General features: G+C 64.0%; 22 protein-coding genes and 1 riboswitch. Of the genes, 9 read left to right on the top strand and 13 right to left on the bottom strand.

Annotated features, from left to right (window positions below):
- Positions 1-201: 201 nt before the first annotated feature.
- Positions 202-1,953 (top strand): DEAD/DEAH box helicase, encoded by a 1,752-nt coding sequence (locus ACIQC5_RS13435; protein WP_400282947.1) that lies wholly within the window; start codon positions 202-204, stop codon positions 1,951-1,953.
- Between the two features lie 157 nt (positions 1,954-2,110).
- Here ACIQC5_RS13435 and ACIQC5_RS13430 read toward each other — a convergent pair whose 3' ends face one another.
- The 5 genes from ACIQC5_RS13430 to ACIQC5_RS13410 form a co-directional block, all read right to left on the bottom strand.
- The gene (locus tag ACIQC5_RS13430) at positions 2,111-2,761 is read right to left on the bottom strand and encodes an MBL fold metallo-hydrolase (protein WP_400282944.1); all 651 of its coding nucleotides are present in this window, start codon (positions 2,759-2,761) and stop codon (positions 2,111-2,113) included.
- 9 nt (positions 2,762-2,770) lie between these two features.
- Positions 2,771-3,778 (bottom strand): aldo/keto reductase, encoded by a 1,008-nt coding sequence (locus ACIQC5_RS13425; protein ID WP_400282941.1) that lies wholly within the window; start codon positions 3,776-3,778, stop codon positions 2,771-2,773.
- 220 nt (positions 3,779-3,998) lie between these two features.
- Positions 3,999-4,412, bottom strand: coding sequence for a DMT family transporter (locus ACIQC5_RS13420; RefSeq protein WP_400282938.1), 414 nt, complete (start codon positions 4,410-4,412; stop codon positions 3,999-4,001).
- Between the two features lie 2 nt (positions 4,413-4,414).
- Positions 4,415-4,729: a DMT family transporter gene (locus ACIQC5_RS13415; RefSeq protein ID WP_400282935.1), complete on the bottom strand. Its 315-nt coding sequence runs from the start codon at positions 4,727-4,729 to the stop codon at positions 4,415-4,417.
- A 9-nt stretch (positions 4,730-4,738) separates the two neighbouring features.
- A riboswitch (guanidine-III (ykkC-III) riboswitch) is annotated at positions 4,739-4,803 on the bottom strand.
- A 58-nt stretch (positions 4,804-4,861) separates the two neighbouring features.
- A complete protein-coding gene (locus ACIQC5_RS13410) occupies positions 4,862-5,500 on the bottom strand; it encodes a HutD family protein (RefSeq protein ID WP_400282932.1) in 639 nt (212 codons plus the stop codon).
- Positions 5,501-5,596: 96 nt separating this feature from the next.
- Here ACIQC5_RS13410 and ACIQC5_RS13405 point away from each other — a divergent pair, with 96 nt between their 5' ends.
- The 3 genes from ACIQC5_RS13405 (at position 5,597) to ACIQC5_RS13395 (ending at position 7,348) form a co-directional block, all read left to right on the top strand.
- The gene (locus ACIQC5_RS13405; protein WP_400283222.1) at positions 5,597-6,202 is read left to right on the top strand and encodes a phosphoribosylanthranilate isomerase; all 606 of its coding nucleotides are present in this window, start codon (positions 5,597-5,599) and stop codon (positions 6,200-6,202) included.
- 226 nt (positions 6,203-6,428) lie between these two features.
- A complete protein-coding gene (locus tag ACIQC5_RS13400) occupies positions 6,429-6,878 on the top strand; it encodes an SRPBCC domain-containing protein (protein ID WP_400282929.1) in 450 nt (149 codons plus the stop codon).
- A 68-nt stretch (positions 6,879-6,946) separates the two neighbouring features.
- Positions 6,947-7,348: a YccF domain-containing protein gene (locus tag ACIQC5_RS13395; protein ID WP_387439602.1), complete on the top strand. Its 402-nt coding sequence runs from the start codon at positions 6,947-6,949 to the stop codon at positions 7,346-7,348.
- Positions 7,349-7,351: 3 nt separating this feature from the next.
- Here the strand turns inward: ACIQC5_RS13395 and ACIQC5_RS13390 are convergent, their stop codons facing one another.
- The 7 genes from ACIQC5_RS13390 to ACIQC5_RS13360 form a co-directional block, all read right to left on the bottom strand.
- On the bottom strand, positions 7,352-9,118 hold the full coding sequence (locus ACIQC5_RS13390) for an exo-alpha-sialidase (RefSeq protein WP_400282926.1): 1,767 nt from the start codon (positions 9,116-9,118) through the stop codon (positions 7,352-7,354).
- A 28-nt stretch (positions 9,119-9,146) separates the two neighbouring features.
- Positions 9,147-9,899 (bottom strand): 2-phosphosulfolactate phosphatase, encoded by a 753-nt coding sequence (locus ACIQC5_RS13385; RefSeq protein WP_400282923.1) that lies wholly within the window; start codon positions 9,897-9,899, stop codon positions 9,147-9,149.
- Positions 9,896-10,765: a DUF4031 domain-containing protein gene (locus ACIQC5_RS13380; protein ID WP_400282920.1), complete on the bottom strand. Its 870-nt coding sequence runs from the start codon at positions 10,763-10,765 to the stop codon at positions 9,896-9,898. Before ACIQC5_RS13380 ends, ACIQC5_RS13385 begins: the two co-directional genes overlap by 4 nt.
- A 143-nt stretch (positions 10,766-10,908) precedes the next feature.
- The gene (locus ACIQC5_RS13375; protein WP_400282918.1) at positions 10,909-12,243 is read right to left on the bottom strand and encodes an FAD-binding oxidoreductase; all 1,335 of its coding nucleotides are present in this window, start codon (positions 12,241-12,243) and stop codon (positions 10,909-10,911) included.
- A 363-nt stretch (positions 12,244-12,606) separates the two neighbouring features.
- Complete coding sequence (locus ACIQC5_RS13370) at positions 12,607-13,488, bottom strand: hypothetical protein (protein ID WP_400282915.1); 882 nt, start codon at positions 13,486-13,488, stop codon at positions 12,607-12,609.
- A 147-nt stretch (positions 13,489-13,635) separates the two neighbouring features.
- On the bottom strand, positions 13,636-14,286 hold the full coding sequence (locus ACIQC5_RS13365; RefSeq protein ID WP_400282912.1) for a response regulator: 651 nt from the start codon (positions 14,284-14,286) through the stop codon (positions 13,636-13,638).
- Positions 14,283-15,467 carry a sensor histidine kinase gene (locus tag ACIQC5_RS13360; protein WP_400282909.1) on the bottom strand — a complete coding sequence of 395 codons (1,185 nt, stop codon included), beginning with the start codon at positions 15,465-15,467 and terminating at the stop codon, positions 14,283-14,285. Before ACIQC5_RS13360 ends, ACIQC5_RS13365 begins: the two co-directional genes overlap by 4 nt.
- A 338-nt stretch (positions 15,468-15,805) precedes the next feature.
- Between ACIQC5_RS13360 and ACIQC5_RS13355 the strand changes: the two genes are divergently transcribed.
- Genes ACIQC5_RS13355 through ACIQC5_RS13340 form a run of 4 tightly spaced genes read left to right on the top strand, consistent with a single transcriptional unit; the run spans position 15,806 to position 18,972 of the window.
- Entirely contained in the window at positions 15,806-16,216 is a 411-nt protein-coding gene (locus tag ACIQC5_RS13355; RefSeq protein WP_309928491.1) for a TOBE domain-containing protein, read from the top strand.
- Positions 16,213-17,034, top strand: coding sequence for a molybdate ABC transporter substrate-binding protein (gene modA / locus ACIQC5_RS13350; protein WP_400282905.1), 822 nt, complete (start codon positions 16,213-16,215; stop codon positions 17,032-17,034). The genes ACIQC5_RS13355 and modA overlap by 4 nt, the downstream gene beginning before the upstream one ends.
- A gap of 19 nt (positions 17,035-17,053) precedes the next feature.
- On the top strand, positions 17,054-17,872 hold the full coding sequence (locus ACIQC5_RS13345; RefSeq protein ID WP_400282903.1) for an ABC transporter permease: 819 nt from the start codon (positions 17,054-17,056) through the stop codon (positions 17,870-17,872).
- The gene (locus tag ACIQC5_RS13340) at positions 17,869-18,972 is read left to right on the top strand and encodes a sulfate/molybdate ABC transporter ATP-binding protein (protein WP_400282901.1); all 1,104 of its coding nucleotides are present in this window, start codon (positions 17,869-17,871) and stop codon (positions 18,970-18,972) included. Before ACIQC5_RS13345 ends, ACIQC5_RS13340 begins: the two co-directional genes overlap by 4 nt.
- An 11-nt stretch (positions 18,973-18,983) precedes the next feature.
- Here ACIQC5_RS13340 and ACIQC5_RS13335 read toward each other — a convergent pair whose 3' ends face one another.
- Positions 18,984-19,601: an MSMEG_1061 family FMN-dependent PPOX-type flavoprotein gene (locus tag ACIQC5_RS13335; protein ID WP_400282898.1), complete on the bottom strand. Its 618-nt coding sequence runs from the start codon at positions 19,599-19,601 to the stop codon at positions 18,984-18,986.
- 723 nt (positions 19,602-20,324) lie between these two features.
- Here ACIQC5_RS13335 and clpB point away from each other — a divergent pair.
- Positions 20,325-22,991, top strand: a complete 2,667-nt coding sequence (clpB, locus tag ACIQC5_RS13330) for an ATP-dependent chaperone ClpB (protein ID WP_400282895.1) — start codon at positions 20,325-20,327, stop codon at positions 22,989-22,991.
- Positions 22,992-22,993 lie beyond the last annotated feature (2 nt).

Raw genomic sequence — 22,993 nt, 5'->3', positions numbered from 1 at the left:
TGTGGCCTGACAGGCTGCGCGGCGGGGCATTTTTCATGTGAGAGGCACATCCTGCGTCGATGAACGCGTTCCATTTGGTCCCGGCCAACGCAATTGTTGCGAACCGGTAGACCACCTGACTTTTCCTCGGCGAACCCCTGGCCCAACCGGCGTCGGGGGCCGATGTCCGCAACTGGACACCGCCCGAAAGACATGAAGTTTATGACTACTTTTGCTGCCCTTGGCACGCCCAAGCCCATTGCTGAATCCCTCGCCGCAGACGGCATCGAAGAGGCATTCCCCATCCAGGTGAAGACCCTCCCGGACACGCTCGCAGGCCGCGACGTTCTGGGCCGTGGACGCACCGGCTCCGGCAAGACCATTGCTTTCGCCATCCCGCTCGTGGCCCGCTTGGCCGAGCGCGAAGCAAAGCATTTCCGCAAGCCGGGCCGCCCCATGGGGCTCGTCCTTGCCCCGACGCGTGAACTCGCAACCCAGATCAACGCCACCATCGAGCCTTTGGCCAAGGCCATGTGCCTGAACACCACCGTGATCTACGGCGGCATCTCCCAGGCCCGTCAGGAAAAGGCGCTGCGCGCCGGCGTCGACATCGTCATCGCCTGCCCGGGCCGTCTCGAAGACCTGATCCGCCAGCGCATCCTGACCCTTGAGGCCGTCGAGGTCACCGTGCTGGACGAGGCAGACCACATGGCCGACCTCGGCTTCCTCCCTGTAGTCAAGAAGCTCATGGACATGACCCCCACCCAGGGTCAGCGCCTGCTCTTCTCCGCGACGTTGGACAACGGTGTTGACAAGCTGGTCAACCGTTACCTCTCCAACCCGCTGACGCACTCTGTGGATGACCCGCAGGCCGCCGTGACCACCATGGAACACCACGTCCTGGTGGTCAACGATCAGACCGTCAAGAAGCAGCTCATCGTTGAACTGGCCTCCGGCGCCGGCCGCCGCGTCCTCTTCATGCGGACCAAGCACCATGCCCGCAAACTTGCCAAGACCCTCACCGACGCCGGCATCCCCGCCGTCGACCTTCACGGCAACCTGTCGCAGAACGCCCGTGACCGCAACCTGGCCGAGTTCTCCAACGGTGACGTCCGCGTCCTGGTGGCTACCGACGTCGCGGCCCGTGGCGTGCACGTTGACGATGTGGAACTCGTCATTCACGTGGACCCGCCCACAGAGCACAAGGCGTACCTGCACCGCTCCGGTCGCACGGCCCGCGCCGGTTCCGATGGCACCGTTGTCACCCTGACGCTCCCGGAGCAGCAGAGCGACGTCAAGAAGCTCATGAAGGCTGCCGGCGTTGACGTGAACTTCGAGCGCGTGACGGCCAACTCCCCGCTGGTTGCCGAGCTTGTGGGCGACATCGCCGACAAGGTTGACCCGCGTACCCGTGCGGCGCTCCTCGCGGCGAAAGCCCCGCAGGGTGGCGGCACGTCCACCGGCGCCAACGCCCAGCGCAAGCGCGCACGCCGTACTGGCGGCCAGGCGGCTCCCACCGCGGGTGGCCGTGGCGGGCGCGGCGGACGCGGAAAGGTCGCGGCTGAGCCGGTTCGTACGGACATTAACCGCGCCGACCGTCGTGCCGCAGCGAACGACGACGTCGCCCGCAGCTCACGCGGTCGAGGCAAGGCTGGTGCCACTCACCGCAACGACGTTCCCGGCTCGCAGGGCCAGAACGGCCGCAGCGGTCGTCCGGCTACCGGCCAGCGGGGTGCTGCAGCTACCGGCGGACAGCGCTCGGCTTCGGCTCCGCGCACGGCGTCCACCACGAGCACACGTACCAGCGGAAACAAGGCCGTATGGTCGTCCGCTACGGGCGCGACGTCGGGCGGATCCTATGGTTCGGGTGCCTCCGGCAACTCAGGTCGCGGTGGCTCCGGCGCCGGTCGTCCGGCACGCAGCGGCCCGCGTCGTGCCTCGGCGCCGGCTTCGAACGAGCGTCGCGGCCGCTAAGGTCCTACTTCACACGTTGTGAGGCCCGCTCTGCGCCCTATTCCTCCGGGGCGGAACGCAGAGCAGGCCCCACAACGCATGGGCTCCACGTTGTGAGGCCCGCTCTGCGCCCTATTCCTCCGGGGTGGAACGCAGAGCAGGCCCCACAACGCCAGGCTCACCAGCCGCGGGCGCGCCACTCGTCAAGATGTGGCCGCTCGGCTCCGAGTGTCGTGGGCAAACCATGGCCGGGGTGCACCACGGTATCGTCCGGGTAAACGTCGAACAGCCGTTCCGACACGTCGTTCAAGAGTGACGTGAAACGTGCAGGATCGTTCTGTGTGTTGCCGACGCCGCCCGGAAACAACGAGTCGCCACTGAAAATGTGGGCTGGCCCGTCCGGATCCTGGTACACGAAGGCGATCGAACCCGGCGTGTGTCCGCGCAGGTGGACCGCCGTGACCTCGAAGTCGTCGAACCGCTCAACGTCGCCGTGATCAAGCTGGACATCCACCGGAACCGGCAGCGCATCGGCGTCGTCCGCTCCTGCTGAAGTGCTTGCGCCGGTAGCTGACACCAGCTCACCCAAGGCGCGGACGTGGTCCCAGTGCTGGTGGGTAGTGGCGATCCTGGCAAGCTTCGGCTCCGCGGAAGTATCCGCAGCGCTGTCCTCCAGGAGTTGCTGAATGGCCGGAAGGTCATCTGCGGCGTCGATCAACAACTGCGCACCTGTGGCCTTGGAGGTCAACAGGTACACGTTGTTGTTCATCTCGCTGACTGAGATGCTGCGGATGGTGACGTCACGCGATGTGTGAATAAGCGAATCCATCGTGCCAGTCTATGCAGTGGCCGGATTGGCTTCGCGGCCCTGCGACACCCAGTTGGGGTCGGCGGACCGTGAACCCACGACGGCGTTCGCGGCTTGGTCGAGCACCTCAAGTTGTGCTGTTCCCAGTTGCACGGACAGCGCGCCCAGGTTCTCATCGATCCGGTGCGTCTTGCGCGTGCCGGGGATGGGGACCACCGAAATCCCAAGTCGCTGACCTTGGGTAAACAGCCAGGCGAGAGCCACTTGGGCGGGGGTTGCACCCAGCCCGCTGGCTACCCCGCGAACCGCGGCCACCACGGCCTGGTTCGCATCAAGTGCGTCGCTGCCAAAGCGGGGGATCTTGTGGCGGAAGTCGTTCTCGCCCAGATCGCCAGCGCTGACGGTTCCCGTAAGGAACCCGCGGCCGAGCGGCGAATACGGCACAAAGCCAACACCGAGTTCCTTCGCTGCAGGAACAACGTTGAGCTCAACATCCCTGCTCCAGATTGACCATTCACTCTGGACCGCGGCAATGGGATGGACGGCGTTGGCCTGCCTGAGCTCCTCGGCTGTCACTTCGGACAGTCCGAGGTGCCGGACTTTGCCCTCTCGGACCAGCTCCGCCATGGCCTCCACGGTTTCCACTATCGGAACGCGGAGGTCACGGCGGTGCAGGTAGTAGAGGTCAATCACGTCAGTGTCCAGGCGTCGGAGGCTCGCTTCCGCCGCCTGCCTGACGTAGGGCGCATCCCCGCGGACTCCCGTGTACCCGTCCGCGGGGTTGCCCTCAATTCCGAACTTCGTGGCGACCTGGATCTCGTCCCGCCGGTCTTTGAGGAGCTTGCCGACGAGTTCCTCGTTGCTCCCCGCGCCGTACACATCAGCCGTGTCGATGAACGTGATGCCCGCATCCACCGCATGCCGCAGCGTTTGCAGGCCTTCCTCAGGGTCGATTCCGCCGTAGACAGGGGTCAGCGCCATGCCACCGAACCCCAGAGGACTGACAGTGAGGCCATCGCCGAGTTGGACTGCAGTCATGAAAAGTCTCCCGTTCGCGGTTGCTTGCTCTTGGTGGCGTGAACCCCGCTGCGGGCTTGGGTATTCCTGCTGGTTCTTCGGGCGTTGCCGACGCTCCTTCCCAGTTGGTCCGGGTAGCACCTGGCACCCCTGCAAGCCCGTCCCTGTGATTGCGGGGATTCTGCTGCTGGCCTAGGGGTGCCGGGGGAGGTAACTGGGAAGGAGCGCTGAGGAGTGTTGGCTACTCGGCCTCAGCGTGCTGTTTATCAAGTTTGCTGGTGGGCAGGGCCTTCAAACCGGCAGCACAGCCCACGATTCCCGCGATAAACAGCAGCTTCAACGGGCTGGCGGGCTCGACGCCGCTGAGCATGGCCCAACCAACCGTCAACGCCGCGCCGATTCCCACCCATACCGCGTAGGCCGTGCCGAGGGGGATGCGCTTCACGGCGATGCCCAAACCGAACATGCTCAGCACCGCGGTGACAGCGAAGACCAGCGTCGGTGCGAGTTGGGTGAAGCCGTCTGACAGTCCCAATGCTGTTGCCCACACGGCTTCGAGTATGGCCGAAGCCAACAGAATGGCCCAGAAGCTGCCTGACTTGGCCTTACCGGAGGTTGCAGGAGCGGCGGCTGTGCGGTTCGTGTTCGTCGTCATGGCTACGCCACCACCTTCAGTCCGACCACGCAGGCGCCGATGCCCGCGAGCAGGAGCAGCCGGGCCGTCGTCGCGCGTTCAACCTTGGTGACCATCGCATAAGCCGAGGTCAGCACAACGCCAACTCCAACCCACACCGCATACGCCGTACCGGTAGGAATGGATTGCATGGCCATTGCGAGTCCGCCCATGCTTGCGACGACTGACACGAGGAAAACGGCCGTGGGAACAGGCTTGCGGAAGCCGTTGGAACGGTGCAGTGATGCGGCCCAGACGGCCTCAAGCGCACCGGAAAGAATGAGAATTAACCACGACATGACAGATCCTTTGGCCAGTCTTGTCGCGTGCCGGGTACTGAACCGTCGTCCGGAGGTTCCAGAGGGAACCTTGATTTCTAGGCTAGCAACTCCCACGCGGGGTGGCCACTTCTGGTGGTTAACGTCACCAGCTCAGGCGTGCGCCGGGCCTACGTGGTCGATCGAAATAACCGCCACGAACCCACGCCCCAGAATCTCGGGGCTACGGACGTCGGAGCCAACCACAGCGTCGTAGCGCGACAGTTCAAGAGGCTCGGTTGCTGGCTCGCTGGAACCGGGCCCGGCGTCGTCGGGATCTTCCGTTGAGTCTTCCGCGCCGGGAGCCACCGTCGCTTTTCCTTCCAGCAAGATGGCCAGCTGGCCTTCAAAGACAGGGTGTGCCCGCTTCTTGGAGATCTCGATGATGGACGTGTACCCCTTGAAGGCCCCGGCCCGTGCGATGACGTTGAGGTCGCGGATATCGCCGGTGGGGAGCGTCGCGGAGGAAGTGGCCTCACCGGAGAACCGGAACGGACGGTACTTCTCCAAAGGATGCTCTGCACCGTCCACCGTCAGGAGCATCAGCTCGCCGTCGATGATGGTGATCACGCGCTCCATGCCCGGGAAGTTGGAGAAGTCGCCGGCCTTCGAGACGTCTGCGATGCTGACACGCCAATCCCATGCGCCGTCCTGCGCCGAGGCAGCCTTCGGATGGCTGGCGAGTTCGCGTGTCACCCCGCCCCCGTTACGCCACGGTTCAGGATGGATGTCTGCAAAGCGGATGATCTCCATTCGTCCAGCCTAGTGGTGGACACCGTTCTGCGTTGGCAACATGGCTTGCTAACGTCATATGTGAGAACTGTTGTGAGTACAGCTGGAGGCCCGGGAATGTTCGTCAAAGTGTGCGGTTTGAGCACACCCGAATCCGTCCGCGAAGCCGTCGACGCCGGTGCTGACGCCGTTGGATTCGTCCTCACCGCGAGCCCCCGCGAAGTCACACCGGACCAGGCCCGTTTGTTGTTGCCCCTGGTGCCAGGCAGTGTGAAAGCCGTGGCTGTTTTCCGGCATGAGACTGCAGCTGATGCCGTAGCTGCCGCGCGTGCCGCCGGACTCACCTGGGTACAGCTGCACGGTCGCCGGACTGCCGATGACGTCAAAACAGTGCACGACGCCGGGATGCGGCTTATTCGGGCCGTCACCATGAGCGCCTCCCAGGACGAGTTCGGTGACCTGGGCGAAGAGATATTGCTGATCGACGCGGCCGTGCCGGGGTCGGGGGAGTCTTGGGACTACTCGTCAGTGCGCGCCAAGGGACTCGATGGCCGCGAATGGCTGCTGGCCGGCGGGCTCGAACCCGCCAACGTAGCCGTCGCTGCCGCTGCGGCCGGTGCTTGGGGTGTGGACGTGTCCTCGGGTGTCGAATCGTCCCGTGGTGTGAAGGACCTGGCCAAAGTACGGGCGTTTGTCGAATCCGCGAAGGCCGCCCGCGTCTGACCCTCTCTCACGTCCTGCGGGTTTTTCCGGGTTCCTCTCTCACGTCCTGCGGCGGACGCGCGTCGGACGGTTCGTGAGGTGGGCGAGCATCGGACGATTCGGGTGATGATGTGAGGGAGCCTCCGGCTTGTCACTGGGACAACCTAGACTCGCTAGCGACGACACGATTCACTGAAACGCGACACTGAATCAAACGCACGGTCACACTGAACCAAGGAGTCAAGCAATGAGCACGGAACAACACACCCTGACCATGACCCGCGAGTTCGATGCTCCCCGTGAGCGCGTCTTCGGCGCTTGGATGGAACCGGATCAGCTGACCCAGTGGTTTGGGCCGGCCGGGGTTGATTCTCCGCGCGAGAAGATTGTGATTGACCCGCAAGTTGGCGGTGTGTGGCAAGTGGTGATGACCTGGGCTGAGGGCGATGAAACCAAGGAAGGTCCTATCGATGCCGTCATCACGGAGCTCAACCCGCCAGCTCTCCTCGTGGCGTCAGCGAAATCGGGTGAGGAATCCAGCAGCGACGAGCTCGAGATGCGCCTGGAGTTCGAGGACCTGGACGGACGGACCCGCATGGTAATGACGCAGGGGCCGTTCGAATCCGAAGAATGGGTTGAAATGACGCGCGAGGGCTGGGGAACGTCCTTCGACAAGCTGGACGGGCTCCTGGCCTAGCAGGGTCAGGGTCGATTCAGGGCAGACCCTTAGGCTTTTTGTCAGACCGACAAGGGAGAATTGAGTCTATGAAAACGCTGCTCAACATCATCTGGCTTGTCTTCGGTGGGTTCTGGCTGGCCCTGGGCTACTTCGCGGCGGGCATCATCTGTTGCGTCCTGATCGTGACCATCCCTTGGGGCATTGCTTCGTTCCGGATCGGTGCTTACTGTTTGTGGCCATTCGGCCGCATGGTGGTGGAGAAGCCTGGCGGAACGGGCGTCTTCGCGCTTTTGGGCAACGTGATTTGGCTATTGGTCGCGGGCATCTGGATTGCGATCGGTCACGTGGTCACCGCAGTTGCCATGGCTATCACCATCATCGGGATCCCGTTGGCCATCGCCAACCTGAAGCTGATCCCGGTGTCTTTGATGCCGCTGGGCAAGCAGATTGTCCCGACCAACCAGCCGTTCGTTAGTTCCTATCGCTGACCGTCACCACGCCGCCACGGCACCGGAGCGCAGGTCGAAACTGAACCTGCGCTCCAAAGGCGCGCTCCCGCCGTCGGACGTCGCCGTGAACGTGAGTTCAAGCGTGTCCAACAGCACGTCCGATTCCGTGATCGTGTAGGTCGGAGTGAAGTAGAGGGCATGCTCGCCCGGCGGCAGGTCGGCCGGGGCGAAGTCAGCTGGGTTGCTGTGCGGTCCGTGAAGTTCGACGCCGGTAGCCGGCTTGGTGCCCTCGTTGCGGATCCGCCCGGTGAAGGCCAGGATGTCCCCGGCTTTGTAGCCTGGGATGATGGGGCCGTAGTTGAGGTCCTGTGCCTCCCGGGTACCGAGGACCTGATCTTGTTCGGTGTAACCTTGGCCGATTTCCTTCCACGTCTGAACATCCCATTTACCGTCGCTGTTCGATGGAATGACGTGGAATTCCCCGGCGTGCTGCCAATGGGAAGGCCGGCCGGGGGTGATGGAGCGGAGTTCCATGTGGAACACGAGGCCATGAGTCTCCCGAGTGGGCTCTCCTGCGTCGACATCCGCGGCTTCCCCTGCGTCGACATCCGCGCCGGCACCACGAACGGGCACCGGGGCCGGAGCAAGCCCGACTGGAGCAAGCCCGACTGGTGCGAGCTGCGCCGTCAACTGTTCGGCCGGCACTGAGGCGAACACGATCTCCCGGTAGCCTTGCCGCTCATACAAGACGCCGATGTTGCCATCTGGCAGCCGGGCCGCCGTCGAGTAGGCCGAGCTGCCCTCACACAGCAGAAGTTTGGCGGGCCAGGTGGCCCCGTTATCGGGGGAGAGGCTGAGGACAGTGTTGCGGCGCAGATGGGTGTCCTGGTTGTTGCTCGCGAGCAGCCAGCCCGCAGTCTCTTCCCCCGCAAGTGAAGTGACGTTCGGCAGGCCGTCGAAGCGGACCAGCGACCCGTTGTCGCTGGGATCGGGCAACGCGGGAACGGGCTGCAAGGGATCCCACGTCTGACCGCCATCGTGGGAAACGGCTGACAGTCTGTGCGGTGTAGCCCTCGAATGCAGCAGCAACCGGCCGTCATCCAGGCAGGCCACCTTGTTCTCATTGGGTCCTGCGCCGGATGGTCCCGGACCTATCAGGTCACCGAGGGCCCAGGTCTCGCCGTGGTCGTCGCTGTAGGCCGACGCCGCCATGATGTTTCCGTCGACCAGCAGCACGTACTGCTGGACAAGCCTGCCCTTGAGGGGGCCGGTGTGCATTTGGATGCCCTGTCCAGCGGCGGCGAACAAGCCCGTGATTCCGTCCGCAGCCAGCTTGAGCTGAGCGGTAAGCCGACGATGTTGCCACGTGACGCCGTCGTCATCGGAGAAGCTGACGTCCGCATGCTGCACATCCTGGTCCGGTTCCAGTCCGGTGACGGCCTCGAAGAAGCCGGCGTGCGTTCCGGCCGCGTGGAACATGAAGATTCGCCCGGTTTCGGCGTCGACCAGCAGGCTCGGATCGCCGTAACCGTTGAGCCCTCCGCCTGTGCGCACCACCTGTTGCTCGCCCCAGGTCTGGCCATTGTCCAGGCTTCGCCGCAGGAGGAGGTCGATCGGGTTGGGCAGGTCATCCAGATTGGGCCTGCCATCGTACGCGGCCAGAACTGTCCCGCGCGTGCTGATTGCAAGCGCCGGGATGCGGTACTGCCGGTAACCGCCCACGCCGCGGACAGCCAGAACATGCTCGACGTCGGGCCGCGCCTGTGGGAGTGAATCACCAGGGTTTGAGGTGAGGAGGTAGGAGGTCACACCTCCATGCTACAGCCCTCAGAATACGTCACGCCGGCCCGAACGCACCGTCCCGTAACAGAGCCACGACGGAACTGCCGTCCAGCTCTCCGGCGATGTCGACGTCGTCCGCGTAGCCCGCATCGATCAGTTCACGACCACTTGAGCAGCCCCGCAAAATGCCGGCAAGCCGCGGCTCGGCTGCATCGAAGGCGGCAGCCGCAGACTCAGCCTCCGGCGCGAAGTTGCGACGCCCGGCAGCAGCCAAGCCGGCGATGAAAGCCCCCGCGCCCAACTCGTCCTCTAGGGCCGGCCGCAAGGTGCCGCGGTCCCATTTCTCCCCGGCGGCAATAACCGCGATCACGGCATCTGCAGGAACGTTGGCGTGAACCCAGTCGGCGGTCGCGGCGGCATTGCGGAGGCACACGGCCACAACCAACCGTGCCGAATTGCCGAGCTCGTGGCTCAACGCCGACCCGTTGGGCGACGGCAGGACAACCCGCTCAAGTGACGTCGCCAGACGCAGGCTCGACGGCGACAAACTCACGCCACCCGCCCCCCGGGGGCCCGCCAGCAGCGCATTGTGGCGGGCCGCGAATTCGCTCGCGGCAGCGTCACCCCAAGGAAGCGGGAACACCTCGGCCCCGCGATCAACGGCGACGCTGACGCATGTGGTGAACGAGAGGACGTCCACAACCACCGCAAGGTCAGCATGCGGCACCACAGCACGGGCGCCGTCGAGCCCCCATTCAAACCGCACTGAGTACGGAAGTTGTCGCTGCGGCGCTCCGGCTTCGCTCATGTGAGTTCGGCGGCCAGGTTCCGACGGGCGGCGTCGGACCACAGCGCTTTGGCGCGGTCACCGTGGAAGAGCGGTTCCAAGGACAGCAAATGGCGTACGACGGCGGCGCGTCCTTGGGCAAAATCGGCGTCGCTGACGTGGGCGTAGTCTTCGCGGACGGCGGCCAGATACCGTGCATAGGACTGTTCGTCGCCACCAAGAACGGAGAGGTCGGCGTCGCAGAGGAGTGCGCCGGCGTGATCATCTGGGTTGGGGCTATGCGTTGCGGTCAGCCGGACAAGGCGAGCCACCTCAGCCACATCGTCGGGCGACAAGCCGGCAGCAGCGAGCCGATCCTCGGCCAGACGGGCCGAGTCCTCCTCATCCTGGCCCGCGACGCCCTCGTACACAGCGTCGTGGAACCAGACTGCCAAAGAAACTGTCCTGGCGGGCAATGCGGGTTCGGTCAAAGTATCCAAGGCTTCAAGTACAGCCAGCAAGTGCGTCCGGCTGTGGTATTTCCGGCCGTCTTCGCCCCAACGTTCCAGCAGTTCGAGGCCCAATTCTTCGTGCCCGGGGTAGGTGCTGTTCCAACGTTCCATCAAAGGCACCGTCAAGGCTTTGCTCCGTTCCCGGGCAGGAATTCGAAGGCCGCTGGCGATGAGTTTGCGGACCAGGATCCGGGCTTCCACAGGGATTGCCCCGGCAGCAATGAGGTCATCGTAGCGTCGTTCGGGTACGTCATAGTGGTCACCGTCAAAGGCCCTCTCCGGGACTCCGGCTGCGGCCGCGAACGCGTGCAACTCGTCAAGGGATTTGTCGGACACGAGGTGCGAAAACACTGTCCCGTGCGCAGGCCACAGGGGAGGATCGACGTATACGGCCATGGCCAAAGTGTAGTCCCGCGCGCATCCCAAGCGTTCCTTCCCAGTTGCCGGCCATCGGGACGGCCACCGCCGATCTTCCGTCCCGGAATCACGGGCCTCAATGTCCGTGCGGTTCACAGCAACTGGGAAGGAGCGTAGGGAAATCAGCGCTCCGCCGGCAGGATGTTCTGGTTGCCGCGGAACACATTGTCGGGATCGAACGCGGCTTTGACCTTGGAGAGCCGCCGGTAGTTCTGCTCTCCATAGGCCGCCATGATCCGGTCCTGGCCTTCGTCGCCGATGAAGTTCAGCCACACTCCGCCCGTGGTGTGCGGGGCGATGTCTTGGCGGAACTGCTTGACCCAAGCCTTGGCTTCCTGACCGCCCTCACGGGTTTCGGACAAGCCAAACGGGTGGCTGACCCAAGCGGCGCCCCGGTGTTGCAGTGGTGTGTTCGCCGCCGCCGGTCCGCTCACTGCTCCTCCCCAGCGTGCAATGAGCTGCTGTGAGTGCGCACCTGGCAGCCGGTGCGCGGAGGCTACGAAGAGATCCAGGGCATCGTCGTTGAGTTCGTTGTGATAGTCGGCGCTCCAATAGTTGTAGTGGTCAGGAGGGTCATCGATCATGCACTGGAAATCGGCGTACCCCATGGGCGAGACGAGGTCTACCGTTGGCCCGAGTTCCCGGAATGGTTTCGCATGCTGTTCACCGGCCTCAAGGTCGCCTGCATACAGGTAGGCCATTCCGACGGCGAGCTTGCCCACCATGTCCTCGGGCACGAACTCTTCCGGCGGGGCGGTGAGGTACACGAGCGCCGTTCCGACGGCGTCGGGAACCTCAAGCGCCAACTCCCGGAAGGCGCGGGACAAGCCCGTGGCTTCCTCACCGGGGAACAGCATGAGCCCGGCCATGACCGTAGGGCCGAGGTCGTGGAGTTGGAAGGTGAGCGAGGTCGCCACGCCGAAGTTGCCGCCCCCGCCGTGGAGTGCCCAGAACAATTCCGAATTCTCGCCCGCGCTGGCAGTGACCCGCTCGCCGGACGCGGTCACCACGTCGACGGAGAGCAGGTTGTCGCACGCGAAACCATAGGAGCGCTCAAGCCAGCCCGAGCCGCCACCCAAGGTGAAACCGGAAACTCCCGTGGTGGATGCGCGGCCGCCCGTGACAGCGAGCCCATGCTGCTGCGTGGCGCGGTCGAACTCGCTCCACGTCACTCCGGCGCCCACGGTGGCAGTCTTCGCCTCGGGGTCAACGCTGATGGATTTCATGGGACGGACGTCCACTACCAATCCGTCGTCATTCGTGGACATGCCAGCCACCGAATGCCCTCCGGAACGCACGGCGACATCCAGGTTGTGGGTCCGTGCATAGCTAAGCGCCTCGGCCACTTCGGCGGGATCTGAACACTTTGCAATGACGGCCGGTCTGCGGTCGATCATCGCGTTGAAGAGCTTACGGGCTTCGTCATAATCCGGGTTGTCCGGACGAATCCATTCCATGGGACGCTCCTTCGCGTCTGAGACTCTCTCCCTAGAACAGAGTACGGCTGCGGCCCCCGGCGGGCTATGGGTAATGCTTACAGATCGCTTTCGCTTCGCTTCCACTCGGTTCGCCGGAGCCCTGCCGACGGTGGCGGGTTCGACGGCGGCCCGCGCCCCTTCGCGCCGGGTTCGACGGCGGCCCGCACCCCTTTCCGCCCTGCGCACCAGTCCTTACGGGAGCGTCAGGCGGGAAGTGGTGCGCTTGGAAGGCCGAAAGGGTGCGTCAGGCGGGAACGGGTGCGCCCGGAATGTCGAAAGGTGTGTGAACAGGAACAAGCGCGCCAGTTACCTGGCCGGCAACCCAGCAACACCTTCCCCCAGCTACCCCAGCAACGCAGCTGCCCGAGCCGAGGCGTCGCTGCGAATCTTTTGTACTTCAGCGACCTCGGATTCCAGCTCTTTCATGCGGGTGGTGAGGTACTTGTCCAGAACAGCGGAGAGTTTGGCGTCGAAGCCCGTGTTCTCACGGCACGTCGCATCAGTGACGGCGATCTTTAGCTCCTTTTGGCCACCCGCGGAAAGCCCGGCCGAGACAGCCTCACCTGGCTGGCTGTAGGGGAAGGCCGTGCTGGACATGCAATCCTTCCAGCCCTCCACGGCCTCTTGGATTTCGGGATCCTGTCCAGCGGATTGGGTCGCGATCAAAACCGAGTTGTAGGCCAGGCCTGTCGCCCGCATGTAGTCCTTGGGATTGCCGTAGATAACAGTGATCCCTTCACCGGTGCACCCGCCGGCCAACATGCCCGTGCCGTTTGACGACTTCACCATGTTCTGTTCCTGGGGTTCGCCACCGTGAAGGGCTGTTTGGAAGGCGGGATCCGCGAACAGCTTTCCCTCAACGGAATCCGCCGCAGGCTCACTCGGTCCCTTGGGTTTCGAAACCGCGTATCCGGAAGCCCGGGCGTCCTCAACCGTGAGGGTGTCGAATCCGATGGAATTCTTCAGATCGACCCTATCGGTCCGGACTGAGGCAGGCGTGTAGTCGTATCCGGCCTTTGCCATGCAGCGCCGGACTGCTTCGGCCAGCCCCTTCTCGGCCGTTGTGTCCACTGACGCAAATTGCTCTGCGGACCACGTGATCCCTGAGACCGGGTGCTCCGCAGGTTTGGTCACCATGGACGAGAATCCGGGCGTAGCCGCCGCAGCCAAAGTGGCTGCCGCGCCCGCCGCAAGAATCAGTGCCCCCAATGTTTTCTTTTTCACTGTTTCTCCTTGGTATCGATTTTTGGCAATGCTGTGGCCAGGCCTAGGCCCTCGCGCCGGCTCGGGAACAAGCCTGGGCTTAGGAACAAGCACGGGCTCGGGAACAAAAGGCTAGAGCGGAACAGAGCATGCGTGGCCCCAAACGAACTAGCCGAGCAGCCGGTTCTCGTAGGCGAACGCGACCAACTGAATCCGGTTCTTGAGTTTGAGTTTGGCCAGGATGCTGCCCACATGAGATTTCACCGTGGCATCGCTGAGCACCAACGACGCCGCGATTTCGCCGTTGGCCAGCCCTTTGGCCGCCAGCATGAACACGTCGCGCTCGCGGACGGATAAGGGATCCAAAACAGCTGTATTGGCAGCCGATGGCGTGGTGTAATCCCTCAGCAACTCGTTCGTTGCAGAGGGAGCCATCACCGCATGGCCCGAGTGGACCGTTCGAATGGTCGCCAGAAGGAACTCCGGCGTCGCGTCCTTGGTCAGGAATCCACCGGCTCCCGCTTGGATGGCCCGAACTACGGCTTCGTCATGCTGGATGGTGGTGAGGACAATGACTTTGGTCCGCCCGGCGCTTTCGGTGATCCGTCGAGTCGCCGTGATTCCGTCCATCACGGGCATGCGAATGTCCATCAGCATGACGTCAGGTTCTGTGGCTGCGGCAAGTTCAACGGCTTGTTCTCCATCCGTGGCCTCGCCCACCAGGTCAAGATCGGGCTGGCTACGAAGGATCATCTTCAGTCCGGCGCTGAACAGCGGCTGATCGTCCACCAGCGCTACTCGGATTTTGGTCTCGTTCACGGCAGAATCGCCTCCACTTCGAAGAGTGTGCCTGTGGTGACGGTCGTGAGTTGGCCGCCTGCCGCCGTCGCGCGTTCACGCATGCCAGGGATGCCACGGCCAGCTCCTGACGGCGGCACTTCCGTCCCGCCGTCGACGAGCCTTGAGCGGATCCGAACGCGAAGCCCGCTCGGGTCGCGCTCGGCGGTAACCGTGGCGCCGGCTGCGCGGTCGCCGTGTTTGAAGGCGTTGGTGAGGCTTTCCTGAACAATCCGATAGACGGTGAGGCCTTCCACCGGGGTCAGCTCTTCCAGCCCGGCGGTCTGCATGTCGACGGGCATGCCGCTGCTCTGGAGCCGTGCGGCGAGGGCGGGAAGATCGGCTGCGCCAGGAGCAGGTGCATCCAGTTCCGAGCCGAAGCTCTGCACGAGTCGGCGGGTTTCCTGCAATGCACTCCGGGCCGAAGAAGCGATGATTCCGGCTGCTTCCTCTACGGATTCCGGCTCTGTCCTGTGGACATACCGGATGCCCTCGGCCTGTGCGGTGATGACCGCCAGGGAGTGCGCCAGGACGTCGTGAAGTTCCCGGGCGATCCTGTTGCGTTCCTGTTCGATGACCAAAGCGCCGGCCGTTGATTCGAGGCGTGACTCGGCGTGTTCCTTGGCCTGCCTGTTGACGGCAGCGTTCCGGACCGATGTTGCAGCAGCCCACCCGGCCAGATTCAGCGCCGAGACGGAGGCGAAAATCAGGAAGGCGTAGACAATGATCCTGAGCGTGCCGGCTTCGGCGAGCTGCTTGCCGAAGACGAAGTTGATCCAGGTGGTGTCTGCGAAGCAGTTCACGGCAACCAGTCCTGCAGCGGCCGCCGCGGCCACCGGCAGCGGCCACCGCTGCGGGTCTTTCTGCTGGTTCCAGCCCAGGGTCGCGAAAAAGAAGACGAGCGGAAGGGCAACGTACGGCGTCGCGCCGGAGTACATCACGGACGGGAAGACGCCGACGGCCTGAAGCGCCAGGGTGGCGAACGCGAAGATGATGGCCGGGAGTGGGATCAGCTCCGCCGCCGCTACTGCAGCAGTGAGGGCGAACAGGACTGCGCTGGCGGGGTTGAAGAATCGTTCCTCGAGAATCATCAGCGCTACGAGCATGGCGACGGCCGCGATCGGAGCAGCGACCGGGCGAAGTGTCTGGATTCTCGGGAACATGAGTTCAACACTAGGGTGCGGCTCCTCGGCGTGAGGTCAGTTCCGGTCAGGTTCACCCGAGCGGTGGAGCAACTTCGTCCGAGGTGCTGAGTGCTGGGCTCCTACGACGGCGGCGCGCACCTCTTCGCGCCGGGTTCGACGGCGGCGCGCACCCCTTTCCGCCCGGCGCACCAGTTCTTACGGGAGCGTCAGGCGGTAAGTGGTGCGCCCGGAAGGTCGAACTGGTGCGTGCGGCGGGAACTGGTGCGCCGCCACGAAGAAGAGCCACCAAGGAGTCATATTTCGTTTGCGGTGAAATCAAGACTCTGAATCCGCATCTACGGATCTACACTCTTCTCATGCCGCAAATACGAATTTCCGAGGCTGCTCGCTTTTTGGGAGTCAGCGATGACACCGTGAGGCGCTGGACCGAGAACGGGACCCTCACGGCCCAAAAGGACGCATCGGGCAGGCTTGCTGTGGATGGGTTGGAACTCGCCAAGCTTGCACGGGACCAGTCGCACCTCCCTGATGACCCTGCGCGCTCTGGAAGTTCGGCCCGCAATCGTTTTGTGGGACTCGTTACGGGTATTACGGCCGACAAAGTCATGGCCCAGGTAGAGCTTCAATGCGGACCGTTCCGCGTCGTTTCCCTGATGAGCAGCGAAGCCGTCCGTGAACTCGGGCTCGAACTCGGCTCAGTCGCCACGGCCGTGGTCAAGGCCACCACCGTCATCATCGAAACACCCCAAGGAAAGAGCATCGTATGAGCATCACCCGCAGGAACGTCGCGGCCCTCCTCGCTGCCGGCACCCTGGCCGCCAGCCTCGCGGGCTGCGTTTCAGGAAACCCCAGCTCAGCATCAACCGGCACAGCAGCATCAACCGGCACAGCCAGTTCCACACCCACCTTGACCGGCGAGATCACGGTCTTTGCTGCGGCCTCCCTGAAGGCAACGTTCACCAAGTTGGCCAGCGACTTTGAGGCGAAGAACCCCGGCGCCAAAGTCACACTGAACTTCGCCGGTTCCTCGGACCTGGTCACGCAGATTACACAGGGTGCACCGGCGGACGTCTTCGCATCCGCCGACACCAAGAACATGACCAAACTTTCGGACGCGAAATTGGTCGACGGCACCGCAACCAACTTTGCCACCAACGTCCTGGAAATCGCCGTCCCGCCCAGCAATCCGGCGTCGATCGCTTCCTTTGCCGACCTCGCCCGGCCGGGTATAAAAGTAGTGGTCTGCGCGCCGCAGGTTCCGTGTGGGTCCGCCACCGAAACCATTGAGAAGGCGACCGCAACTACGCTGACACCGGTCAGCGAAGAGTCGTCGGTAACCGACGTGCTCGGCAAGGTCACCTCGCAGGAGGCCGACGCGGGCCTTGTCTACGTCACCGACGTCAAAAACGCGGGCGACAAGGTCAAGGGCATCCCTTTCCCGGAGTCGGACAAAGCCGTGAACACCTACCCGATTGCTACAGTGGGCGCGAGCAAGAACAAGGAACTCGCCCAGGCATTCATCGGCATGGTCACCAGCAGCGAAGGCAAGAAGGTGCTGAACGACGCCGGATTCGGCACCCCGTAAGGATCTCGGTAAGGACTTCATGAATCGTCGACGTGGCACCGGCTACACCGGCGTTCCACCATGGATTTATGTCATCGCGGCAGCCGGGGCACTTTTTGTCCTGCTGCCGCTGGTGGCGATGGTGGCCAAGGTCAACTGGCCGCAATTCATCCCACTGATCACGTCGGAATCCTCAGTCACTGCGCTCGGCCTGAGCCTCCGCACGTCAGCGGCGAGCACGGCGTTGTGCGTCGTCATGGGCATTCCGCTGGCGTTGGTTCTTGCGCGCAGCCCCTTCCCGGGCCAACGGCTACTCAGGGCGTTCGTGCTGTTGCCCCTCGTGCTGCCGCCCGTCGTCGGAGGTATTGCGCTCTTGTACACGTTCGGCCGCCAAGGCCTGCTGGGGAAGTCGCTCGAAGTGGCCGGTATCCACATCGCCTTCTCCACCACCGCCGTCGTCCTCGCCCAGACCTTCGTGGCTTTGCCGTTCCTGGTGGTCAGCCTCGAAGGGGCGTTGCGAACAGCCGGGAATCGTTACGAGATGGTCGCCGCAACCTTGGGCGCGCGGCCCACAACTGTCCTGCGCCGCGTGACCGTGCCGCTCGTCTTGCCGGGACTGGCTTCCGGAGCGGTGTTGTCGTTCGCGCGGAGTCTCGGCGAGTTTGGCGCCACGCTCACGTTCGCCGGCAGTTTGGAGGGCGTAACTCGAACCCTTCCGCTGGAAATCTACTTGCAACGCGAGACCGACGCCGATGCCGCCGTCGCATTGTCGCTGGTCCTCGTGGCAGTCGCCGTGGCGGTTGTAGGACTCAGCTATGGTCGTCGCAACACGAGCGCTCCGGTGGAGGTTCAGCCGTGAGTTTTGAGCTGCAGGCACGCCTTCATGCCAGGGATTTCGACATGTCCCTGAGCCTCGGTCGTTCGGAAACCGTAGCGATTCTGGGGCCAAATGGTGCGGGCAAGTCTACGTTGCTTGGTGTGATTGCCGGGCTGCTGCGGCCGGATTCCGGCGCTGCCCGACTCGGTGACTTGCAGTTGTTCGAACTCGACGGCGGCACCCGGCTCTGGACGGCGCCGCACCTTCGCGGCACGGCGCTGCTGGCCCAGGAAGCCCTCTTGTTTCCGCACCTTAATGCCCTGGACAATGTGGCCTTCGGCCCGCGCAGCACGGGTGCGTCGAAGGCTGTGGCGCGCGAAACCGCCCGCCACTGGCTGTCCGAAGTCGACGCACTGCCGCTCGCGTCACGGAAGCCCGCCCAACTGTCCGGCGGGCAGGCCCAGCGCGTGGCCGTGGCACGCGCACTCGCTGCCGATCCAGCGCTCCTGTTGCTCGACGAACCCATGGCAGCCCTGGACATTCACGCAGCTCCGTTGCTGCGCAGGGTGCTCAAGCGGGTTCTTTCCGGTCGGCAGGCCATCATCGTCACGCACGATGTCTTGGATGCGTACATGCTCGCCGACCGCGTCATCGTCGTGGAAAATGGGCGGATTGCAGAGGAAGGCCCAACGCGGCAAGTCCTGGAACGACCCCGTAGCCATTTCGCCGCCGGACTTGCAGGCCTCAACCTCGTCACCGGCACCATCACGGATGCGGGAATTACGACGCCGGATGGCCGGTTTTTCGCCGGACAGCACGATCCCCTGTGGTCACCCACGCCCGGCCAGGCAGGCGTGGCGGCGTTTCCGCCGTCGGCGGTCTCCGTCTTCCTGGGCGATGTGCACGGTAGTCCGCGCAATTCCTTCCCCGTCACCATCACGGACCTTGAGCCGCACGGCGACCAGATTCGCGTCCGCGCCGGAAGCCCAGTCGGGCAGGGAGCAGGTGGCCCGGTCCGGCAGGGTGTGGGCACGCTGTTTGCGGATATCACGCCCGCGGCCTCAGCGGACCTGGGGCTCGTCCCTGGGATGTCGGTGCGGTTTGTGGTCAAGTCTGCCTTGGTGTCCATCTACCCCGCGTAGGGCTTCGCACGCTAATCCCGATACATCCGTTCTGCGTACGACGGCCCGTAGTACTGCTCAAGGTCTGCCAACGGAGTCTCTGGCTGGACGTACGTTTTGGAGAGCAAGGCAATGCTCGGCAGGCCATCGGCATCCCACGTGCCAGGCTCCCACAGGCCGCTGCGCATGAACGCCTTGCCGCAGTGCGTGAACACTTCCTCCACAGAAACAACGACGGCGGCGCGCGGCCTGTGGCCTTTGACCACCATGCGATCGAAGAAGTCGGCGTCGCTGACGATGCGTGCCTTGCCGTTGATCCGCAGCGTATCCGTGCGGCCCGGCACGACTGAGAGCACTCCGACGTTCGGGTTCTCCAGGATATTCCGGAAGCCGAAAGCCAACTTGTTCCCCGGGCGCTCGGGGATAGCAATGGTGGCGTCGTCCAGGACCAGGATGAAGCCGGCGGGATCGCCCTTCGGAGAGGCATCGACGCGGCCGTGCGCGTCCGCCGTCGAGATCACGCAGAAGGGGCTGGCCGCAAGCCATTGCCGGTCGAAGTCGCTGAGCGAGCTGCGCACTTTTCGGCGCACTCTCTCAAGGGGGAGGCCAATGAGTTCTTCCAATTCGTCCGCAGTGGCGATTGATTTCATGGGCCCAGCCTACGGTCCCCGGATCGAGCTTGGGGCGGGCGCACCAGTTCCCGCCGTCCGCGCCAGTGGTTACGGGTGCGCTCGGCGGGAACGGGTGCGCTCGGCCGGAACGGGTGCGGCGGATGACTGGAACGGGTGCGCTCGGCGGGAACGGGTGCGGAGGGACCAGCTACATGCCCGGAAGCTCGAGAGCTTCGAACACCTGGATGGTCGCATCCGGTCCCATCATGAAGTGCGGGTGGCCTTCCAAGATTGCGAGGACGGAATCCATGTCCTCCGCCTGAAGGATGCTGTAGCCGCCAACGTTGGCCTCTGCATCGGTCTCACCGGAGTTGCCAATCTCCTTGCTCGCGCCAAGGGGAGTGCCGAGATCAACGATGCTGTCGGCCGGCTTTGTTGGCCCAATCCATCCAAACGTTCATGCCCTCCTCGGCTGCCTCCGGCGAGGCGTCGGCCATGGCGGATTCTGCGAACTGAGGGGACTTGTAGAGCACCACAAACTTCTTGGTGACGTGTCTTTTCCGATGCGATAAGGGACGCTCTGGCCGGGGAACCGCCGGGTCACAGACCGATCGTAGACCTGCGTAATCCACATAGCCATGGTTTCGTCTGGACACCTGCTTCGCTGTGGGCAAACATGGAACCCAGAGGGCCGAAAAGCAAAGTTGAGCGTAGTAGACTCAACTTTGAAAGTATTGGTCACACTCCAGAAAGGGAGCTCTCTTGGACGTCAAGTTCACCACCAAAAGCCAGGAGGCCCTCTCTGCGGCCGCCATGAACGCTTCCACAGCCGGCAATCCTCAACTCGAACCGGCACACCTGTTGAAGGCCCTCATGGATCAGCGTGAGGGCGTGGCCGTGGCGCTTTTGCGTGCCACCGGCGCGGATCCTGATGCCGTGAGCGTGCAGGCCAGTTCTGCCATCAAGTCGTTGCCGTCGTCATCCGGCGGTTCCGTGCAGCAGGCCCAGCTCTCCCGTCAGTCCATGCAGGCCATCCAGGCCGCCCAGAACGAGGCTGACAAACTCGGCGACTCCTTCGTCTCTACCGAACACCTGTTGTTGGGCCTTTCGGCCGGGAGCGACGCCGTGGGGAAGCTGATGCGCGACGCCGGTGCCTCCCACGAAGCGCTGCTTGCCGCCCTGCCGGGTGTCCGCGGTGACCGGAAAGTCACCTCTCCGGATCCCGAAAATACGTTCCAGGCCCTCGAGAAATTCGGCACGGATCTCACAGCCGTAGCACGTTCCGGCAAGCTGGACCCTGTGATCGGGCGCGACAGCGAGATCCGTCGCGTGGTCCAGGTTCTGAGCCGCCGCACAAAGAACAACCCTGTCCTCATTGGTGAACCCGGTGTGGGCAAGACTGCTGTCGTCGAAGGCCTGGCCCAGCGGATGGTGGCCGGGGACGTCCCGGAGAGCCTCCGCGGCAAGACGCTCATTGCCCTGGACCTGGCCTCCATGGTGGCGGGCGCAAAGTACCGCGGTGAGTTCGAAGAGCGGTTGAAGGCCGTGCTGGAGGAGATCAAGAACTCCAACGGCCAGATCGTCACGTTCATCGATGAAATCCACACAGTCGTCGGTGCCGGCGCCACGGGTGAAAGTGCCATGGACGCGGGAAACATGCTCAAGCCGATGCTGGCGCGTGGCGAACTCCGGCTCATCGGCGCCACCACCCTGGACGAGTACCGCGAAAACATCGAAAAGGACCCCGCGCTGGAACGACGTTTCCAGCAGGTCTACGTGGGCGAGCCGAGCGTCGAGGACACCATTGGTATTCTCCGCGGTCTCAAAGAACGCTACGAGGCCCACCACAAGGTGGCCATCGCCGACTCTGCGCTGGTGGCGGCGGCAACTCTGTCCAACCGCTACATCTCGGGCCGGCAGCTGCCCGACAAAGCGATCGACCTCGTGGATGAGGCAGCATCCCGGCTCCGCATGGAAATCGATTCGGCTCCGGAGGAGATCGACCAGCTCCGCCGCGCCGTCGACCGTCTGACCATGGAAGAGCTGGCGCTCCAAGGTGAGACCGATCCTGCGTCAGTGGAGCGGCTGGCCGCCCTCCGTGCCGATATGGCTGACAAGAAGGAGGCGTTGGGTGCGTTGAACGCGCGCTGGGAGGCCGAGAAAGCCGGGCTCAACCGGGTTGGCGACCTCAAGGCGAAGATTGACGAGCTCCGTTCAGCCGCGGACAAATACCAGCGCGAAGGAGACCTGGAATCGGCGTCCCGCATCCTTTATGGCGAACTCCCCGCACTCGAGCGTGAACTCAACGCCGCGGCCGAGGAGGAATCGGCGCGGACCGCGGGTGACGCAAAACCGGAGCTCATGGTCGCCGAGGAAGTCACAGCGGACGATATCGCCGAGGTCATCTCAGCATGGACGGGCATCCCGGCGGGGCGCATGCTGCAGGGTGAATCCCAAAAGCTGCTCCATATGGAAGCTGAACTCGGCAAGCGGCTGATCGGCCAGTCCAAGGCTGTCCAGGCGGTCTCAGACGCCGTTCGCCGTGCCCGCGCCGGCATCAGCGACCCCAACCGTCCCACTGGCTCGTTCCTGTTCCTGGGCCCCACGGGCGTTGGCAAGACCGAGCTGGCCAAAGCCTTGGCGGACTTCCTGTTTGACGACGAACGCGCAATGATTCGGATCGATATGTCCGAGTACGGTGAGAAGCACTCGGTGGCCCGACTGGTTGGTGCCCCTCCCGGATACGTTGGATATGAGGAAGGTGGCCAGCTCACTGAGGCCGTCCGCCGCAGGCCGTACTCGGTGGTGTTGCTCGACGAAGTTGAGAAGGCCCACCCGGAGGTCTTCGACATTCTCCTGCAGGTGCTCGACGACGGCCGGCTCACCGACGGCCAGGGACGCACTGTGGACTTCCGCAACACGATTCTGGTGCTGACCTCCAACTCCGGAAGCCAGTTCCTGGTGGACCAGTCGCTCGATGCCAAGGCCAAACGCGACGCCGTGATGGCGGTGGTCCACGCATCCTTCAAGCCTGAGTTCCTCAACCGCCTCGACGAGATCGTGCTCTTCGACCCCCTGTCAGTCGACGAGCTCGCCAGGATCGTGGAGCTCCACGTCGCAGAGCTCACCAAGCGCTTGCGGGACCGCCGGCTCAGCCTTGAAGTCACGGACGGTGCGCGCGCCTGGCTTGCCATGGACGGGTATGACCCCGCGTACGGAGCACGGCCATTGCGTCGGCTGGTCCAGCGCGAAATTGGCGACAGGCTTGCCAAGGAGATCCTGGCCGGCGAGATCAATGACGGCGACACCGTGCTTGTGGACACGGCGGCCGACGTCGATGAACTCACCATTGAAGGTCTGGCGGCATTCTCAGCGCCCGACGGCGGCGCGCCAATGCGTGCGGGCCTCACCGTTCGCCGGAAGGAGTAACG

Origin of the sequence: Paenarthrobacter sp. NPDC092416, from assembly GCF_044755025.1 — a bacterium.
In the GTDB taxonomy this organism is placed as follows: Bacteria; Actinomycetota; Actinomycetes; order Actinomycetales; family Micrococcaceae; genus Arthrobacter.
Note: the sequence above shows the minus strand (reverse complement) of the source record. Positions and strands in the feature narration are given on the sequence as shown.

Bases quoted from the DNA above. Each gene is read 5' to 3' on its own strand.
- ACIQC5_RS13385 (WP_400282923.1), bottom strand. From the start codon at position 9,899: ATGAGCGAAGCCGGAGCGCCGCAGCGACAACTTCCGTACTCAGTGCGG.
- ACIQC5_RS13425 (WP_400282941.1), bottom strand. From the start codon at position 3,778: ATGACTGCAGTCCAACTCGGCGATGGCCTCACTGTCAGTCCTCTGGGG.
- ACIQC5_RS13435 (WP_400282947.1), top strand. From the start codon at position 202: ATGACTACTTTTGCTGCCCTTGGCACGCCCAAGCCCATTGCTGAATCC.
- ACIQC5_RS13405 (WP_400283222.1), top strand. From the start codon at position 5,597: ATGTTCGTCAAAGTGTGCGGTTTGAGCACACCCGAATCCGTCCGCGAA.
- modA (WP_400282905.1), top strand. From the start codon at position 16,213: ATGAGCATCACCCGCAGGAACGTCGCGGCCCTCCTCGCTGCCGGCACC.
- ACIQC5_RS13380 (WP_400282920.1), bottom strand. From the start codon at position 10,765: ATGGCCGTATACGTCGATCCTCCCCTGTGGCCTGCGCACGGGACAGTG.
- ACIQC5_RS13395 (WP_387439602.1), top strand. From the start codon at position 6,947: ATGAAAACGCTGCTCAACATCATCTGGCTTGTCTTCGGTGGGTTCTGG.
- ACIQC5_RS13375 (WP_400282918.1), bottom strand. From the start codon at position 12,243: ATGGAATGGATTCGTCCGGACAACCCGGATTATGACGAAGCCCGTAAG.
- ACIQC5_RS13345 (WP_400282903.1), top strand. From the start codon at position 17,054: ATGAATCGTCGACGTGGCACCGGCTACACCGGCGTTCCACCATGGATT.
- ACIQC5_RS13415 (WP_400282935.1), bottom strand. From the start codon at position 4,729: ATGTCGTGGTTAATTCTCATTCTTTCCGGTGCGCTTGAGGCCGTCTGG.
- ACIQC5_RS13335 (WP_400282898.1), bottom strand. From the start codon at position 19,601: ATGAAATCAATCGCCACTGCGGACGAATTGGAAGAACTCATTGGCCTC.
- ACIQC5_RS13420 (WP_400282938.1), bottom strand. From the start codon at position 4,412: ATGACGACGAACACGAACCGCACAGCCGCCGCTCCTGCAACCTCCGGT.
- ACIQC5_RS13360 (WP_400282909.1), bottom strand. From the start codon at position 15,467: ATGTTCCCGAGAATCCAGACACTTCGCCCGGTCGCTGCTCCGATCGCG.
- ACIQC5_RS13400 (WP_400282929.1), top strand. From the start codon at position 6,429: ATGAGCACGGAACAACACACCCTGACCATGACCCGCGAGTTCGATGCT.
- ACIQC5_RS13430 (WP_400282944.1), bottom strand. From the start codon at position 2,761: ATGGATTCGCTTATTCACACATCGCGTGACGTCACCATCCGCAGCATC.
- ACIQC5_RS13355 (WP_309928491.1), top strand. From the start codon at position 15,806: ATGCCGCAAATACGAATTTCCGAGGCTGCTCGCTTTTTGGGAGTCAGC.
- ACIQC5_RS13410 (WP_400282932.1), bottom strand. From the start codon at position 5,500: ATGGAGATCATCCGCTTTGCAGACATCCATCCTGAACCGTGGCGTAAC.